General features: G+C 59.2%; 12 protein-coding genes. 6 read left to right on the top strand and 6 right to left on the bottom strand.

The genetic code is table 11. The annotated features are described in order from the left end of the window. Positions 1-85 precede the first annotated feature (85 nt). The 4 genes from CJU81_RS00995 to CJU81_RS00980 all read left to right on the top strand — a co-directional run bounded on the left by CJU81_RS00995 (position 86) and on the right by CJU81_RS00980 (position 4,481). Entirely contained in the window at positions 86-1,504 is a 1,419-nt protein-coding gene (locus CJU81_RS00995; protein ID WP_095035154.1) for a PIG-L deacetylase family protein, read from the top strand. A gap of 63 nt (positions 1,505-1,567) precedes the next feature. Beyond that, positions 1,568-2,452, top strand: a complete 885-nt coding sequence (locus CJU81_RS00990; protein WP_176464777.1) for a DUF6625 family protein — start codon at positions 1,568-1,570, stop codon at positions 2,450-2,452. After that, positions 2,449-3,600 carry a glycosyltransferase gene (locus CJU81_RS00985; RefSeq protein WP_095035152.1) on the top strand — a complete coding sequence of 384 codons (1,152 nt, stop codon included), beginning with the start codon at positions 2,449-2,451 and terminating at the stop codon, positions 3,598-3,600. The genes CJU81_RS00990 and CJU81_RS00985 overlap by 4 nt, the downstream gene beginning before the upstream one ends. Beyond that, complete coding sequence (locus CJU81_RS00980) at positions 3,597-4,481, top strand: glycosyltransferase (RefSeq protein WP_095035151.1); 885 nt, start codon at positions 3,597-3,599, stop codon at positions 4,479-4,481. The genes CJU81_RS00985 and CJU81_RS00980 overlap by 4 nt, the downstream gene beginning before the upstream one ends. A gap of 13 nt (positions 4,482-4,494) precedes the next feature. Here the strand turns inward: CJU81_RS00980 and CJU81_RS00975 are convergent, their stop codons facing one another. Next, positions 4,495-5,703 carry an acyltransferase family protein gene (locus CJU81_RS00975; RefSeq protein ID WP_254924754.1) on the bottom strand — a complete coding sequence of 403 codons (1,209 nt, stop codon included), beginning with the start codon at positions 5,701-5,703 and terminating at the stop codon, positions 4,495-4,497. 2 nt (positions 5,704-5,705) lie between these two features. Further along, entirely contained in the window at positions 5,706-7,571 is a 1,866-nt protein-coding gene (locus tag CJU81_RS00970) for a bifunctional O-antigen ligase/aminoglycoside phosphotransferase family protein (RefSeq protein ID WP_095035149.1), read from the bottom strand. A 157-nt stretch (positions 7,572-7,728) separates the two neighbouring features. Between CJU81_RS00970 and msbA the strand changes: the two genes are divergently transcribed. Both msbA and hldE read left to right on the top strand, forming a co-directional pair. Further along, the gene (gene msbA, locus CJU81_RS00965) at positions 7,729-9,537 is read left to right on the top strand and encodes a lipid A export permease/ATP-binding protein MsbA (RefSeq protein ID WP_095035148.1); all 1,809 of its coding nucleotides are present in this window, start codon (positions 7,729-7,731) and stop codon (positions 9,535-9,537) included. A gap of 169 nt (positions 9,538-9,706) precedes the next feature. Continuing rightward, positions 9,707-11,128: a bifunctional D-glycero-beta-D-manno-heptose-7-phosphate kinase/D-glycero-beta-D-manno-heptose 1-phosphate adenylyltransferase HldE gene (gene hldE / locus CJU81_RS00960; protein WP_095035147.1), complete on the top strand. Its 1,422-nt coding sequence runs from the start codon at positions 9,707-9,709 to the stop codon at positions 11,126-11,128. Between the two features lie 100 nt (positions 11,129-11,228). Here hldE and CJU81_RS00955 read toward each other — a convergent pair whose 3' ends face one another. From CJU81_RS00955 to CJU81_RS00940, 4 genes are all read right to left on the bottom strand, one after another. Then, complete coding sequence (locus CJU81_RS00955) at positions 11,229-12,197, bottom strand: metal ABC transporter ATPase (RefSeq protein WP_095035146.1); 969 nt, start codon at positions 12,195-12,197, stop codon at positions 11,229-11,231. Positions 12,198-12,238: 41 nt separating this feature from the next. Beyond that, complete coding sequence (locus CJU81_RS00950; protein ID WP_095035145.1) at positions 12,239-13,051, bottom strand: aldo/keto reductase; 813 nt, start codon at positions 13,049-13,051, stop codon at positions 12,239-12,241. Next, on the bottom strand, positions 13,048-14,223 hold the full coding sequence (locus CJU81_RS00945; protein ID WP_095035144.1) for an NAD(P)/FAD-dependent oxidoreductase: 1,176 nt from the start codon (positions 14,221-14,223) through the stop codon (positions 13,048-13,050). Before CJU81_RS00945 ends, CJU81_RS00950 begins: the two co-directional genes overlap by 4 nt. A gap of 87 nt (positions 14,224-14,310) precedes the next feature. Continuing rightward, on the bottom strand, positions 14,311-14,643 hold the full coding sequence (locus CJU81_RS00940) for a DMT family transporter (protein WP_016783272.1): 333 nt from the start codon (positions 14,641-14,643) through the stop codon (positions 14,311-14,313). Positions 14,644-14,731: the final 88 nt, after the last annotated feature.

Raw genomic sequence — 14,731 nt, 5'->3', positions numbered from 1 at the left:
GCGGCAGGCTACGCGGTATCTCAGAAGTATCGCCGTGATGCTATCGCGAGCAAGCCCGCTCCCACAGAGTCACAAGAGCCAAATCATGAGCCAACCCGTCTCGCGCAAGCAGCAACTTCTCAAGCGCCATCGGCGCAACAAGCGTATTGCCCTGCTGATCGGCCTGCTGGTGCTGATTGCCAGCGGTGTGCTGCTGGCCTGGTGGTTGCCGCCGGTGTTGGCGGGGCTGGGCTGGGTGGCCCATGAGGCATGGTTCGCCGACCATCTGTTCTATTCGCCCAAAGACGATTACCAGTACAGCTTCCCGGTCGACAGCGAGCAGCTGGCGGTGCGCCTTGAAGGCGACAGGCTGGTAGTGGCGCAGCCTCTTGAGCTCGCTGGCGATGAAACCCTGATTGTGGCGCTCAAGGTCAAAAGTAGCTGGCTGGGGCGTTTTTTCGACCCGTACGTGCAGCTGTCGGGCGGCGAATCGGCGGACCGACAGACCTTCGAGCGAGGGGTCAATGGCCTGCGCTATCTGAATGCAAGCGACTTCTGTCAGGCGCTGGTCGCCGGTGAACTACGCGTGCGCGGGCATTTTTGCCGGGTCATGGGCCAGCCTGAGCTGCGGGTATTTCGTCACGCCGATTACCGCGAGCAGCGGGTCATGGTCATCGCCCCTCACGCCGATGATGCCGAACTGGCCGCTTTCGGGCTTTACAGCCAGGCCAAGGAAGCATGGATCGTAACCCTGACCGCTGGCGAGATCGAAGCCGAACATTATCAACAGATGGGCCTTGAGCGCGCCGAAGCAGCGCGGCTCAAGGGCCGCTTGCGTGCCTGGGACAGCATGGTGGTGCCGCGCTGGGCAGGTGTGCCTGAAGCGCATTGCGCACAACTGGGTTACTTCTGCCTGCAATTGCCTGCCATGCAGGCCGCGCCCGATCAGCCGATAGCTTCACGCGAGGCCGATTTGAGCGACATCCGCGTCTTTCGCCAATTCAACCCGTTTCCTTTGCCTGCTGATCAGGATGGTGCGCCGACCTGGCATAACCTGCTGGCCGACCTGCGCGCGTTGATCCTGCGCGCGCGCCCCGAAGTGATTGTGCTTCCGCACCCTTCAATTGACCCGCATCCGGACCATATCTGTGCCCATGGGGCAGTCATGGAGGCCCTTGAGGGCCTGGAGTGGCAGCCGACCACCGTGCTCGGTTACGCCAACCACCTGCATGACAACGACCGCTGGCCGATGGGCAACAGCGGTGACGGCATTGCCTTGCCGCCGGTGTTCGATGCCACGCTCAGCCTGCGTCCCTGCAGCCTGCCGTTGAGCCTGGCACAGCAACGTGACAAGGCCATGGCGCTAGGCATGATGCATGACCTGCAGCCGCGGGCTGCGCTCAAGCGCAGGCTTAGACGATCGATACAGCAACTCCTGGCTGGCAGAAAGTCATCTCCTTATGGAGAGAACGAGTTTTTCCGCAAAGCCGTCCGGCGTCATGAGCTGTTCTGGCAACTAAAATAATAAGCACATATAAAAAGCGGTCATAGCATTGACCCTAATCTCGACCTTTACATTGAGTTCCCAGTGATAAAACCATCACCGCGTATTTTATTTGTGATCCCGTACTTCGGCCGATGGCCGTTCTGGATGCCGTTTTTCCTCGAAAGCTGTCGGCACAATCCCGATATTAACTGGCTTTTTTTCAGCGACTGTGGGGTACCTGAAAATCTGCCGGTCAATGTGACCGTTGAACCCATCAGCTTTACAGACTATTGCCGTCATGTTTCTGCGCGCCTAAAGATCGATTTCGCACCTAAAGAGGCTTATAAGCTGTGCGATATCAAACCGGCGCTGGGCTATATCCACGAAGACCGTCTGCAGGGCTATGATTTCTGGGCCTTTGGCGATATCGATCTGGTGTATGGAGACCTGCGCAGTTATTTCACCGCAGAGCGGCTGGCGCGTTATGACCTGTTTTCAACCCACGAACGCCGGGTCGCGGGGCATTTGTGCCTGATGCGCAATACGCCTTGCAAGCGCGAGCTGTTCATGCGGATAAAGGACTGGCAGCAGCGCTTTACTGACAATCAGCATCATGCGCTGGATGAAGGTGCTTTCAGTCGGATCTTCCTGTGGCGCAAGAATCTGCCCAAGCCGCTGTTCGAGCTGGTGGGCAAGTTCAACCCGCTGCGTCGCACCAGCGAGTTCACCGAGGCATTCAGTACGCCGGGTGGCTGTATCAAGTGGCATGATGGCACGGAGAACTTCCCGGGCAAGTGGTTCTGGAAAAACGGCATATTGAAGAATGATCGTGACGGCGATCACACCTTTCCTTACTTTCACTTCGTGTGCTGGAAGCGTAACGAGTGGGCCAAACTGCCTGCTCCCGATCCAGTTGCAATCCAGCGTCTGGCCGCAGAGCCGGCCTGGGTTATTGATGCCACCGGATTTCACCGGGGAGAGTTATGAAGCGTTCCAAGGTTTTGCAATTGCAGCCCGACTACAACGTCAAATCCCATGACTTTGCTGACCTCGCCGAGCAGATCGTACGCGCATTGCCCCGTGAGCGTTACGAGATCACGGCGGCCTTTTTGCGTGGGCGCCCGGGGCCGGGCGAACCGGTGAGCAAGGCCGATCACTCTGTGTATTTCGAGTTCAGTGACAAGTCGCTCAAGGGCATGCGCTTGCGCGCCATGTGGGCGTTGTACAAGTTCTGCCGCAAAGAGCAGTTTGATGTGGTGATCTGCAACCGCTTCAAACCGGTGAACATGATGCTGCAGCTCAACCGCTGGCTGAAAATCCCGCTGTGTGTGGGCATTTCCCATGGGTTTGGCGAGTACGACCGTTTTTACCGGCGCAGCCAGGCCAAGCGCCTGATCGACAAGCACTGGCGCTTTGTCGGCGTTTCGCCTGCGGTCAAACAGTACCTGCTGGACTGCCAGTGCGGTTTCACTGACGCCAATACCTACGCGATCACCAACGCCATCGATATCGAGCAGGCCGAAGCCCTGCAACTGCCACGCGAGCAGGCCCGTGAAAAGCTCGGTCTGGATCAGGATGCGCGGATGATCGGTGCGTTGGGGCGTTTGGTGCCGATTAAGGGCCATCGTTTTTTGTTGCAGGCCTTTGCCGCATTAAAAGACAAATACCCGACAGCGCAGTTGGCCATTATTGGTGCCGGGCGTGAAGAGTCGCGTTTGCGCGAGCAGATCGGGCAGTTGGGCCTCAATGGTCGTGCGCACCTGCTGGGGTTTCAGGAAAACGCCCTGCAATACGTGCGTGCGTTCGATATCTGGACCATGCCTTCGCTGGCAGAAGGTCTGGGGTTGGCACTGCTTGAAGGCATGAGCGGACACTTGCCAGTGATCGCTACCAATGTGCCAGCCATGTTGCCGCTGATTGAAGGGGCTGGTGGCCTGGCTGTGAAACCCAGCGATGTGGCAACCCTGACCGCTGCGCTGGACGAGTACCTCGCCCTGTCGGATGAAGCCTTGCACGCCAAGGGCGAGCAGGCGTTCCGCTACTTGCAGCAAAACCACGACATTGAGGTTTTCCGTCAGGAGTACCTGGATTTGATTGACTCGGGCCTGCGCCAGGCTCGCAAGGAACACCCATGACTGACTCGCAACCTCTGGTAACGGTGATCATCGCCTCCTACAACCACGGGCCTTACATCGAGCAAAGTATCCAGAGCGTTCTGGATCAGACTTATCCCAACATCGAACTGCTGGTGATCGATGACGGCTCGACCGATGACAGCGTGGAGCGCATTCAGCGTTTACAGGCCGAACATGGCTTTGACTTCCGGGTGCAGCAAAACCAGGGCCTGACGAACACCCTCAATGGTGCGATTGCGCGGGCCAAGGGCAGCCTGATTGTGCCGTTTGGCTCCGACGACATCATGATGCCGGACCGCATTGCGGTTCAGGTCGCCTATATGGATGGCAAGCCTGAGGTGGGTATTTGCGCGGGCAATATCGAGTTGATCGACGCTGACGGCAACCTGTTCCCGGAGAAGCGTCAGCGTCGCGATGTACCGTTCCGGCGCCTGGACTTCGATGACATGTTCCTTGAGCGCAAGCCGTATCCGCCTGCGCCAACCCTGATGATCCGCCGCGAAGCGCTGGACAAGGTGGGGGGCTTTGATCCGAGCATCCGCCTGGAAGACCTGTATATCGAACTGAAAATTACCCATGCCGGGTACTTTATCGACGGTCTGAACGTGGTGATGGCGCGTTATCGCAAGCACGCGACCAACTCATACAAGAACCATCGGTTCATGATCGACAGCATTTTGCGCATTTATGCACAGTTCAGCGATCACCCGTTGTATGACGAGGTTCGTTACAAGTTTCTCAACTCCATGTTCCTGAAAACGGCCAACCGCAATCGTGCCCTGGCCCGTGAGCTGTTGGCGCAGACTCCGTTCAAACACTGGACGGGCAAGACCTGGCGTGGCCTGGGGCGGCTGTATTTCTCACCCCTGGAAAAAAACTGACTGTTGTGAAAGGTTATTCCGGCTCGACCCGTGAGGTCGTCCGGGTGCGCTGACGCAGTCGGCGCACAAGCCTTTTGCCGGCGGCCATGCCCGGTTTCTCGATGTAGAGGAAGCTCAGGCTGCTGAGCACAATCAACAGGCAGCTGCTCAGGGCCGCCAGCAGCAGGAATACCAGCGGTTCCCTGGTGTCCAGTGGCAGCGCCAGTGGCAGCCGCTGCAACATCAGCCAGATCAGGAAGCCGTGCAGCAGGTAAGTGCTGTAGCTGATTTCACCCATCCAGCGAATGCTGCGCTTGGCCAAAGCGCCAAACAACGTATGCCCCGAGGCGATGATCGAGAACACCAGGGTGAGCAGCAGTAGCGGCAAGAATGCAAAGCTCTTGCGAAACAGGGTCAGCACGGCCGCCAGTACAATCAATGCAATCACACCGGCAACAGGCGTCCGGCTCCAGGCCAGCAGCCAGGGTGTGCGCACCCAGTAAGCTGCGGCCACGCCACCGAGAAAGCTCATCAGAATGTGTTTTTTCAGCGAATGCTCCCAACCCACCACCTGATACAGCGCGTAGATGGCGACCAGGCACAGTGCAGTCCGGCGCCAGTCGCTACGGTACAGAAACACCATCCCGAACAGTGGCAACGCCATGTAGAAGAACACTTCGTAGCTCAGGGTCCAGGTGACGTTGGCAATCAGCCCGCCGGTTTGCGGGTATTGATTGATGTCCGGGCGATCAAAAAACAGCCAGGCAAGTATCTGGCCCGCGATCTCAAGCGGGGTGTCCTTGAGGGTCCAGCCCTGGATGTAGAACACGCTGACAATCACCAGCAGCATCAACGGCAAATACAGCGGGTACAGGCGGAAAATCCGGGACACGGCGAAGGCCAGCCAGTCGTACTGGCGGCCTTTCTCCAGCAGGCGACCCCAGAACAGAAAGGCCGTGATCATGAAAAACAAGGCCACGCTGGCCAGACCGATCTGGGCGTAGAAGTTGGTCGAGGGCATCTCGAATGCCCCGGTGTGCAGATACACCCAAGTGATGGCTGTGTGGTGAATGAATACCCCGAAAGCCAGATAGCCGCGCAAGCCATCGACACTGCCATAGCGGCTTTGACCTGAATGCTCCAGGTTGCGCTGGATGGCCGGCGACCATCGCAGCAGCAATGCTGACGTCATGATCGCCAGCCCATAGGCCAGCACCGCCCACAAGGGGTTACTGCTGTCCAGGCTCAATGAGTGTTGGCTTGGGCAAGTGCCATAACCTGGGTGCGCAGGCTTGTAACGGCAGGGGCGGGCGCCAGGGTGGCGTAACCTTGCAGCAGCTCGGGCAGTTGCTCTTCGAACAGCCAGCGACGGTCCTCGGGGTAGCGTTGCATATGCCGCAAGTTGCGCTGGCGCAGGGCGATGCGCAGTGCTGAAGGATAGAGATGCATGTCGGCGATATCGATCAGGGCGAACTCGCCATCGTCCATCAGCAACACATTGCCTAAGTGCAGGGAGCGGAAGTAAACGCCCTTGTCATGCAGGATCGCCAGGAACTTGCCGAAGCGCTCAACCAGGGCCTGGCGCATGGCCGGCGAGCCCATCGACTGCATCACCTGGCGCAGTGTCTGCCCCGGCAATGGTTGATACAGCACGGCGGTGCTGCCATTGCTCAACTGAAACAGATCGAGGATTTTCGGCGCGGGAATGCCCATCGCCTGCAAGCGCTCGCTGTTGACGGCAAAACGTTCCGAATAAGGGTTGAAACTGCCCGAGGTGTAGTAGCGGCGTGCGCGGAATAACTTGAGGAAGTTGCCATTTTGCAGGCGCAGCACCTTTGGCCCCAGGCCATCTTCTTCAATGACCTGGGCATGGCTGGCAAGGGCGTTGAAGGCCGCATCGGACAGGCGATGTACCGGTCTGTCGCGCAGGGTCTTGAGGCGCAGGCCGATATTCAGCGCGGCGATCAGGGCCAGCGGGATCCACAGCAGATACCAGTGTTCCTTGGGCCGCGAGATGATCCCGCCGCCTTCGGTCAGGCCGGCACCGATACCGTATACCAGCCAGGCGGACGCCAGGATGAACAAGGGTTGCGCGCGGTGACGCCAGCTGCTGTAAAGGCCCCAGGCCTGCATGAACAACCAGGGCAGCAGGCCGAGCAAGCCGACGTAGAAAAGGACACCCAGGAAAAAATTATGGGGCTCGCTCAGGGGGTAGTCGGGGTGTTCGGACAGTGTCAGAGACAAGTGAGCGTCATAGCCATGGCCGATCCACGGGTTTTGCCCGATCAGGTCCAGCGCCATCTGCCACAGTTCAAAGCGGAACGAACTGCCACGGCCGATGAGCATGTCCCAGAACAGTGTAGTCACCACCACGCCGCCGATGGCCAGCATGCTGATCAGGGCGAGCGAACGTCGGTTCCAGCAGATAAAGCTGAGCCAGGCCATAGCCATCACGATGGCTACCAGCGGAGTCCGGGAGCCGGTGGCGATCAGCGCGGTGAACATGATGACAAAGCCGGGAATGGCCACAAGCAGGGCTGGCGGGCGTTTGCAGGTCATGCCCAGGGTCAGCCAGTAGATACAGAAGAAACCGAATGCGTGGGAGCTGAGCAGCGGGTTGTCGAAAGCGCCGGCACCGATCATCCGCTGTTGCGGATCTTGGTGGGGATAGAACATATACAGGTTGTACAGGGTGGCGACCAGGGCAATGACTGCGGCAGCAAAGATGACCGGCTGCAGGCTGTCACTGCGGTATTTGACCAGCAGCGTACCGCCCGCGAACAACATGAACAGGTGCAAAGGGGGTTTGAGCAGGCCGACAACGTTGTCGTCGGTGTTGCTCCAGATCAGGCTGGCCATGGCCCAGGCGGCAAACAGCAGAAAACCTGCAATCAAGGGTTCACGCAAGATGTCCCTGAGCTCTTTGGGCCGCAAGACAAGGGCAATCAGGGTCGGAATGCTGAACAGGCCGTAATACAGTTTGTGATGCAGACTTCGTCCAGGCAGAAAATAAAGGTCGGATAAAAGTAATAAAAGACCGACAGGCAGCAGCCATAGGCAAATGAAATCAAACGCCCGTTGTTTTGAATAATTTAAGTAGCTCAATTGCATGCTGAAAGGTTCGTTCCAGATTTTGGACGGCCATACTAGCGCACTGGCCCTGTAGTGTCGTTTTTACTGCCCCGGAAGGCCGGGCTACAAGCGGCAGTCAGTACACCAGAGAAGCTGTGATAAAGTCAGCTTCCTTTTTTACTAACCGCCGCGTGATATGACCGAATCCAGCCCCAGCACAAGCGAATCGAGCTTGAAGATATATCTGCGCCTGCTCAGCTATGTCCGGCCTTATGTCGGCCTGTTCCTGCTGAGTATCGTCGGGTTTCTTATTTTCGCTTCGACCCAGCCAATGCTTGGTTACATCCTCAAGTATTTCGTCGATGGCCTGTCCAACCCGGACGCAGTGTTGTTTCCTACCGTTCCCTATTTGCGTGATTTGCGCCTGTTGCAGGTCGTGCCGATCCTGATCGTATTAATTGCTGCATGGCAGGGCCTGGGTTCCTTCCTGGGCAACTACTTCCTGGCCAAGGTTTCCCTGGGCCTGGTGCACGACCTGCGGGTGCAGTTGTTCAACAACCTGCTGGTCCTGCCCAATCGTTATTTTGACAAGCACAACTCGGGCCATCTGATCTCTCGTATTACCTTCAACGTGACCATGGTGACCGGTGCTGCTACCGATGCGATCAAGGTGGTGATCCGTGAAGGCATGACGGTCGTGTTCCTGTTCGGCTCGTTGTTGTGGATGAACTGGCGCCTGACGCTGGTGATGGTCGCGATCCTGCCGCTGATTGCGGTCATGGTGAGTACGGCCAGCAAAAAATTCCGCAAGCAAAGCAAGAAGATTCAGGTGGCAATGGGCGATGTAACCCACGTTGCCTCGGAAACCATCCAGGGCTACCGCGTTGTGCGCAGCTTTGGCGGTGAGGCTTATGAGCGCAAGCGCTTCCTGCAAGCCAGCCAGAGCAACACCGACAAGCAACTGCGCATGACCCGCACCGGGGCTATCTATACCCCGATGCTGCAACTGGTCATCTATGTGGCGATGGGCATCCTGATGTTCCTGGTGCTGTACCTGCGCGGTGACTCGTCGCCGGGCGACATGATTGCTTACATTACCCTGGCCGGCCTGTTACCCAAGCCGATTCGTCAGCTGTCTGAAGTCAGCTCGACTATCCAGAAGGGCGTGGCGGGTGCCGAAAGCATCTTTGAGCAGCTGGATGAGAAACCGGAAGTCGATACTGGCACTGTTGAACGCGACCACGTCACCGGTCGTCTGGACGTGCGCAACCTGAGCTTCACCTACCCGGACACCGATCGGCAGGTGCTCAAGGATGTGACCTTCTCGGCCGAACCGGGACAAATGGTGGCATTGGTCGGGCGTTCAGGCAGTGGCAAGTCGACACTGGCGAACCTGATTCCGCGTTTCTATCACCACACGGCGGGCGAGATCCTGCTCGATGGCGTTGAAGTCGAAGATTATCGTCTGCTTAACCTGCGCAAGCATATCGCCCAGGTAACCCAGCATGTGACCCTGTTCAGCGACACAGTGGCCAACAACATTGCCTACGGTGATCTGGCGGGTGCCCCGCGTGCTGATATCGAAAAAGCCGCGCGTGATGCCTACGCGATGGACTTTATCGAGCAATTGCCACAAGGCCTGGACACTCAGGTCGGTGAGAACGGCGTGCTGCTTTCCGGTGGTCAGCGCCAGCGTCTGGCAATTGCCCGCGCATTGCTCAAGAACGCCCCGCTGCTGATTCTGGATGAGGCTACCTCGGCGCTGGATACCGAGTCCGAGCGCCATATCCAGGCGGCACTCGACCACGTCATGAAAGGTCGTACCACGCTGGTGATCGCTCACCGCCTGACCACCATTGAGAAAGCCGATCTGATTCTGGTGATGGATCAGGGCCAGATTGTCGAGCGCGGTACCCATGCCGAACTGATGACGCAAAATGGTTACTACGCGCGCCTGCACTCCATGGGGCTTGATGCGCCCGAGGCCTCCGGCGATATCGCCTGAGACTTATACTGATAAACCTGTGGGGGCAAGCCTGCCTCCACAGGGAATCTTCATCTTGAGTGTTGTAGCTCATATCTGATTCTCATTCGCTGCGATTAATACCGTGAACTGACCTGTGTTCACCCTGTGTTAATATCGCGCCCCTGTTCATTTTGTATGTGGGTTCTCCATGAAGTTGTCCATGCCGCGATTCGATCAAGCCCCTGTCTTGGTGGTAGGCGATGTCATGCTCGACCGTTATTGGCATGGCGGGACCTCACGGATTTCCCCTGAGGCGCCGGTGCCGGTAGTCAAGGTCGAGCAAATCGAAGACCGCCCGGGCGGCGCTGCCAACGTTGCGCTCAACATTGCTGCACTGGGCGCGCCTGCCTCGCTTGTGGGCGTGACCGGTGATGACGAAGCCGCCGACAGCCTGGCCAATCGGCTTGAGGGGGCGGGCGTTCGTGCGCTGTTCCAGCGCATCGCGCACCAGCCGACCATCGTCAAGCTGCGGGTCATGAGCCGTCACCAGCAACTGCTGCGTATCGATTTCGAAGAACCGTTCGCTACCGACGCTCTGGCGTTGGGTGCCGAAGTTGAAAAACTCCTCGAAGGCATCAAGGTGCTGGTGCTGTCTGACTACGGCAAAGGCGCCCTGAAAAACCATCAGGTGCTGATCCAGGCCGCACGCGCCAGGGGCATTCCGGTTCTGGCCGATCCCAAGGGCAAGGATTTCTCGATCTACCGTGGCGCGAGCCTGATCACGCCAAATCTGAGCGAGTTCGAAACCATCGTCGGTGGCTGTACCGACGAGGCCGACCTGGTGGCCAAGGGCGCCAAGCTGATGGCAGACCTGGACTTGGGTGCCTTGCTGGTGACCCGTGGCGAACATGGCATGACCCTGTTGCGCCCGGGCTTTGCTGCCATGCACCTGCCAGCGCGGGCACGTGAAGTGTTTGACGTGACAGGGGCGGGCGACACGGTCATCTCGACCCTGGCCGCAGCCATTGCTGCCGGTGAAGAACTGCCCCACGCCGTGGCCCTGGCCAATCTGGCGGCGGGTATTGTGGTCGGCAAGCTGGGTACGGCAGCCATCAGCGCGCCGGAGCTGCGCCGTGCAATCCAGCGTTCCGAAGGGTCGGAACGCGGCGTGCTGAGCCTCGATCAATTGCTGCTGGCCATCGAAGATGCGCGGGCACACAACGAGAAAATCGTTTTCACCAATGGTTGTTTTGATATTTTGCATGCCGGGCATGTGACTTATCTGGAGCAAGCACGGGCCCAGGGCGATCGTTTGATTGTCGCGGTCAACGATGATGCTTCGGTGAGCCGCCTCAAAGGTCCGGGCCGGCCGATCAACAGTGTGGACCGTCGCATGGCGGTACTGGCCGGTCTGGGTGCTGTGGACTGGGTGATCAGCTTTCCTGAAGCCACCCCGGAAAACCTGCTGGCTCAGGTCAAGCCTGATGTACTGGTCAAGGGCGGTGACTACGGCATTGACCAGGTTGTCGGCGCCGATATCGTCACCGCTTATGGCGGTACGGTGAAAGTGCTGGGGCTGGTTGAAAACAGCTCGACCACAGCCATTGTCGAGAAAATCCGCGGTCAGTAAATGCAGCCCTCACCCCAACCCTCTCCCGCAGGGAGAGGGGGCAGGTTGGCGGTGTTGTTGAAGCCGCGTACGGTCAGTTCCCTCTCCCTCCGGGAGAGGGCTAGGGTGAGGGGCTTTTCGCCTTCACCACCGTCCTGAAGATCTGCCGCGCCTTGCCCGTCAGGCGCTTGAGCCGGGACTCGGGCTTGGGTGGCGTCAAGCCCTGTTGCCGGACCCAATCCTTCCAGCGAATCCGCTCGTCGTGCACTACCCAGCCGTCCTGCGGTGCAAAACTCTCGGCCAGGCGCACGCCACGGGTGCTGGCAGGTTGCAGGCGGTCTTTGCTCAGGGTGTACAGCTCGGCGCAGGGCTGGCCTTCCGTCAGCGGGATCAGGTACAGATCCGGGCGCTTGCGATCAAGGCGCGCCACCAGTTGATCGCCTTCAAGCCGCTCTTCGACATGAAACAGGCTCAGGGACTTGGCTTCCCTGGGTACCTCCAGGCGCAGATCGTAAATCAGTTGCAGTGAGGCCGTCGGCAAGTGCACGTAGGTTCGTGGCCGCTCTAGCAAAGGCTGGCTGCCACAGCTTACAGGCCGGGTCGCACCGGACAGGGGTGTCAGGCGAAAGGGCAGGGCTTCGCGGTAATGCAGTGCGGCAGCGTAGGGTGCAGGCAACCATGTGTCATTGAAACGCCCGCTCAGCCAGCCTTCGGGAGTTTCCAGCAGACACTCTTCGGCAATTTCCTGAATGGCTGTATGCAGGGGCAGATTGACCTCGTGGGCCGGTACATAACCAGAGATCAGCTTGAGCACCACATCACCGCGATCCTGGCGGCGCTGGCGCACCAGCACCCAGTAATCGCGACCTTGCCAATGCAGGGTGAGGCGTATGGATACCCCCAGGTTAGCCAGTTCCAGCGAAAAACGCTCATTGTCGGCAACCGTCACCGGGCGGCGTTTTTGCAGGGTTTGCGCGAAGTTCAGCGGCATGCCGATGCTTTGGTAGCTCAAGCCCTCGGGCGTGGCCTCGACATACAGCGGCAGGGTTTTGAAGTCGCTGGGGTTCTTGCGGATCAGCATGCGCGGCATGTCGGCTCCTCCTTGCGTCGGGGTCGGCCGCGTCGGCGGCTTCAGGTTTTACGCAGAACCTGCGCAACTGTCGCCACGTTATGGGCCAAGTGCAACGGATTGATGGTGCCGACAATAGCACTGGCAACCCCGTCATGACCAAACACCAGTTCGAAACTGGCGCGCACCGGATCAACACCCGGGCTCAGGCAAACATGACCGCTGGCCAGGGCTTTTTTAACCAGAATGGCCTTGCCATGGGCCGCGGCGTAATCGATCACGGGCAGCTCGGCCTGTTCATTGAGGTTATAGGTCACCATCGCGCAATCGCCGGTTTCCAGGGCTTTGAGCCCACCCTCAACGGTTTTGCCCGATAAGCCGAAACCGCGAATCTTGCCCTCGCGCTTAAGCTCGGCCAGGGTCTCGTAGACTTCGCACTCGTTGAGAATGGCAAGGTCATTGCCGTCGGAGTGAACCAGTACCAGATCGATAAAATCCGTTTCCAGACGTTTCAGGCTGCGCTCCACCGAACGCCGGGTATGTGCGGCGCTGAAATCGTGACTCGACTGGCCGTCGACGAACTCTTCGCCGACCTTGCTGACGATCACCCAGTCCTGGCGCTGACCTCGCAGTAGCGGGCCAAGGCGCTCTTCGCTGCGACCATAGGCGGGGGCGGTGTCGATCAGGTTGATCCCCAGGTCGCGGCTGAGCTTGAGCAGCATGCGTGCTTCGTCATCATCCGGGATCTGAAAGCCGCTGGGGTACTTGACCCCTTGGTCGCGGCCCAGCTTGACGGTGCCCAGACCCAGTGGCGAAACCAGCAGGCCGGTACTGCCTAGCGGGCGATGGAAGTCGTGCAGGGTTGGCTGGCTCATGGCAACAGTTGCTCCCACGCGGTTTTGCCCAGTGGCGGACGGGGTAGCGGCGGCAGGGCGGGAGCATTACCCGGTTTGATACCGTCTTGTTCCAGGGCTTGCAGCACCCGGTCAGAGAAGTCCGGCGCCAGTGCCAGTTTGGTTGGCCAACCGACCAGCAGGCGGCCTTGGTCCGCAAGGAAGGCGTTGTCCGGTCGCACCAGCCCGGACTGCGCAGGCTCGGCACGGTTGACCCGCAACGTGGCCCATTGCGCTTGACTCAGGTCGACCCACGGTAGCAGATTGCCCAGCTCTTTTTTGGCCACGGCGATCTGCTCGGCAGGTTCGCGGGCCACGCCATCGGCTTCTGCGATATCACCGCCCAGATACCACACCCACTCGCCATTGGCTGCGGGGTGGGTGGTGACGGTAATGCGTGGCTTGGGGCCACCGCCCAGGCAGTGAGCGTACAGCGGCTTGAGGGTGGGCCCCTTGACCAGCACCATATGCAGCGGGCGCAGTTGCTGGGCCGGCACACTGATGCCGACACGGGCCAGCAAGTCGGCATTGCCGGAACCTGCACTAAATACAATGCGCTGGGCGTGAATATCGAGACCGTCGACTCGCAGACCGATCAACTCGTCGTTCTCGAACAGCGGTTCAATGACCTGACCGGCCAGCAGGCCGTCGCCAGCGAGGTCGGCCAGGCGCTCGATCAGGCTCGGGACATCGACCACCAGCTCTGCCAGGCGATAGACCTTGCCCTTGAAGCGCGGGTCTTGCAGGGCCGGGGGCAACTGGTCGCCCTTGACCTGGTCGACCCGGCCACGCACGGCCTTGCTGGCGAAAAAGCTGGTGAGGTTGCCTGCCAGAGTGCCGGGCGACCACAAGTAATGGGCTTCGGAGAGCAGGCGTACACCGCGCAGGTCGAGCTCGCCGTCACCGGCCAGGGCTTCGCGCCAGCGGCGGGGCATATCGGCAATGGCTTCGGATGCACCGGTGAGGGCGCCATGCAGCGCGTATTTGGCGCCACCGTGAATGATGCCCTGGGATTTCACACTCTGCCCGCCACCCAGGCTTTCACGCTCGACCACAACCGTGGAGAAGCCCTGGCGTCGCAGGCGGGCATTGAGCCAAAGGCCGGCAACACCAGCGCCGACAATCAGCACGTCGGTGGAAATAACAGATGGCATGGGCGACCTCGGCGTTTAAAGACAAAGACCGCAAGTATACAGCCTGATCTTCAACCTGCCTCGTCAGCGACCACAGGGTGGGCTGTTTCAATGCCCCGCTGTTTTCGAGAACAACTGGATCACCACCACCCCCAACACAATCAGGCCCATGCCGAGCATGGCAGGCACATCGAGCTTTTGCCCGTAGATAAACAGTGCCGCGATGCTCACCATCACGATGCCCATGCCTGCCCACACGGCGTATGCCACGCCTACCGGGATGGTGCGAACCACCAGGGTCAGCATCCAGAACGCGGTAGCGTAGCCGGCAATCACCAGAACCAGAGGCAATGGCGTGCTGAAGCCCTTGATCGCTTTCATGGAGACGGTTGCAATCACTTCGGCGCAAATGGCGATGGCCAGATAGTAGTAGGCGTTCATGGTGGAGTCCTGAGTTTGGAGCGGGGCAATTTAACAGCTAGCCATTCTAGTAGTTGTGAAACTGTGTAGTGTGTTCTGGTTGCGACAG

Origin of the sequence: Pseudomonas fragi, assembly GCF_002269505.1 — a bacterium.
Lineage (GTDB): Bacteria > Pseudomonadota > Gammaproteobacteria > Pseudomonadales > Pseudomonadaceae > Aquipseudomonas > Aquipseudomonas fragi_D.
The sequence above is the reverse complement of the archived record's forward strand: the minus strand, read 5'-3'. Positions and strand labels throughout refer to the sequence as shown.